This window comes from Endozoicomonas sp. SESOKO4 (assembly GCF_024606275.1).
Genome location: NZ_JAHHPS010000551.1, coordinates 1 through 2,136, shown reverse-complemented (window position 1 = coordinate 2,136; position 2,136 = coordinate 1). Strand labels below are relative to the sequence as shown.

Sequence of the window (2,136 nt, the reverse complement as noted above, 5' to 3'; positions counted from 1 at the left end):
GTCAAGGTCGTCAATTATCCGAAACTTCCTTACAAGGCATTAAATCTGGACGGCACGAGCTTTCATGTGGGTGAAGTCTATAACAATCATGACAATAGACGACTTGAACTGTATTCATATCGGGTTGTTTTATTAGCTGCAGTAACAGCGATCAGGCTATTTCAAACCATTTCGTGGAGGTCCACGAAATGGTCCCGATCGGCTCCGGCGCCAAACGCAAACTGCCCGACGTGCGCCTGTCCCGCTACGCCTGTTATCTGGTGGTTCAGAACGGTGACCCGATCAAGCCAGTGATCGCCAATGGTCAGACCTACTTTGCCCTGCAAACCCGCCGTCAGGAGCTGGCCGATGATCAGGCTTTCAAGCAGCTAAAGGAAGATGAAAAACGTCTGCTGCTACGGGAAGAGATGAAAGAGCATAATAAACAGTTGGTGGACGCTGCCGCCGATGCGGGAGTCACCAGCAATATGGATTTTGCCATTTTCCAGAACCACGGTTACCGGGGTCTTTATGGCGGGCTGGATGCCAAAGATATCCACCAGCGCAAAGGGCTGAAAAAAAGCCACAAAATTCTCGATTTTATGGGTTCGACCGAACTGGCCGCCAACCTGTTCCGGGCTACCCAGACCGAAGAAAAGTTGCGCCGTGATCAGGTGCAGGGCAAAACCCAGGCCAACCAGACCCATCATCAGGTCGGCGCCAAAGTACGCCAAACCATTGATGAGCTGGGTGGCACCATGCCTGAAAACCTGCCCACACCGGAAACCAGCGTTAAACAACTGGAAAAGCAAAAAAATAAAATCAGCAAAGCGGTGGATGATCAGGAATGAAAGACTACCCTATTTCTGCCCTGTTGAAACTCCTCAGCCATGGATAATGCCGTTTTGCCCCCCGGCTCGACACATTACTGACCGGACTGCCCTACCCTGCCCCTGAGTCAAAGCTCTGGAGCAACCTTTCCAAAAACTCCCGATACCCATGCGCTTAATATCCTGTTATCCCCCATGATTCAGAAAATGCTGGAACAGAAACTGTGGCGGTTTAATGTTGGGTTGCCGGGGGAACAGGGTTATTACACCATCGACCCGGTCTTTGCCGACAAATGTTACGAGATAGAAGGCAGCCGTCTTTTTGGGCGACTGGGTCACCCTGTCTGGGAAGCCTTTAGAAAACAGGCTGAACAGTGGCGGAAAGAAAAGCATTCGGGGAAAAAAACCGACAACAAATTACACAAGGTTCAGGCAAGTCAGTTAAGGGGCGATGAACCCATGCAAGTGGTAATTGATTTTGTTTCCCTTCTGTTATCTGCCTACAGTGGAAGGGCAATGGAGGTATTTTGTGGAAAACCTATACAAAACCGATTACACCCAATGGCTGAGCCAACAGCGTGAACTGCTGGCCCAGCGACAATTTCACAAACTCAACATCGAAAATTTGTTGGAGGCGATGGAGCTACGCAAGGGCGATATGGCTAATGAATTAGGCTCTCATTTGAAAATATTGCTCATACATCTACTCAATTCCGACTACCAGAAACGGATTTTAAAAGACCCATGGGTGGAAGACAAAGTCATTCATATATGGCTGTCCAGCATTAACAACCCCAGAGTAGAAATTGAACACCATATAGATAAAAACCCGTGCCCAATCTCAAGAACAGAAGAAGTATTGGCCGAGGTTTACCCAAAGGCTAAAAAAGAAGCCATTAAAGAATTAAACGGTTACATAAAAATAGAAAGCAAACGGCTGAACAAGAAAAGCTTTCCGGACGAGTGTCCATGGACTTACGATCAGGTCACAGATAGGGACTGGCTGCCCGGAGATAGAGTGATGGAAGAGTGATAATTTTTGCTCGGCAGGCAGGTTCGCATTGGCTAACACTTTAAAACAGGCATAAAAAAAGGCCATTGAATAAACAATGACCTTTATGATTGGTGGCCGGAGCCGGAGTTGGGATGGCTTTTGTTCTGGGCTTGGGTTCGATTAATGCCAATCACTGTGCCATATATCGAAAACTTCTACGGGTTTGACTACTGAAATTGAATACCCACATTTATAGTTCTTTTGTTCGGAGCCAAACCGGTACGCTTCTCCACGCTAAGTGCTCATATTCTCCTACCTTGAGTCTGCTTGTTC

3 protein-coding genes are annotated in these 2,136 nt (G+C 47.6%); all 3 read left to right on the top strand.

Annotated elements, in window-relative coordinates:
• Positions 1 to 116 precede the first annotated feature (116 nt).
• Positions 117 to 830 carry a DNA damage-inducible protein D gene (gene dinD / locus KDK16_RS10690; RefSeq protein WP_373690981.1) on the top strand — a complete coding sequence of 238 codons (714 nt, stop codon included), beginning with the start codon at positions 117 to 119 and terminating at the stop codon, positions 828 to 830.
• A 186-nt stretch (positions 831 to 1,016) separates the two neighbouring features.
• Positions 1,017 to 1,391 (top strand): hypothetical protein, encoded by a 375-nt coding sequence (locus tag KDK16_RS10685; RefSeq protein WP_257276080.1) that lies wholly within the window; start codon positions 1,017 to 1,019, stop codon positions 1,389 to 1,391.
• On the top strand, positions 1,339 to 1,842 hold the full coding sequence (locus KDK16_RS10680; protein ID WP_257276079.1) for a DUF29 domain-containing protein: 504 nt from the start codon (positions 1,339 to 1,341) through the stop codon (positions 1,840 to 1,842). The genes KDK16_RS10685 and KDK16_RS10680 overlap by 53 nt, the downstream gene beginning before the upstream one ends.
• The last annotated feature ends 294 nt before the right edge of the window (positions 1,843 to 2,136 follow it).

What these genes read in the sequence shown, in the direction of transcription:
- KDK16_RS10685 (WP_257276080.1), top strand. Translation starts at nt 1,017, where the DNA reads ATGCTGGAACAGAAACTGTGGCGGTTTAATGTTGGGTTGCCGGGGGAA.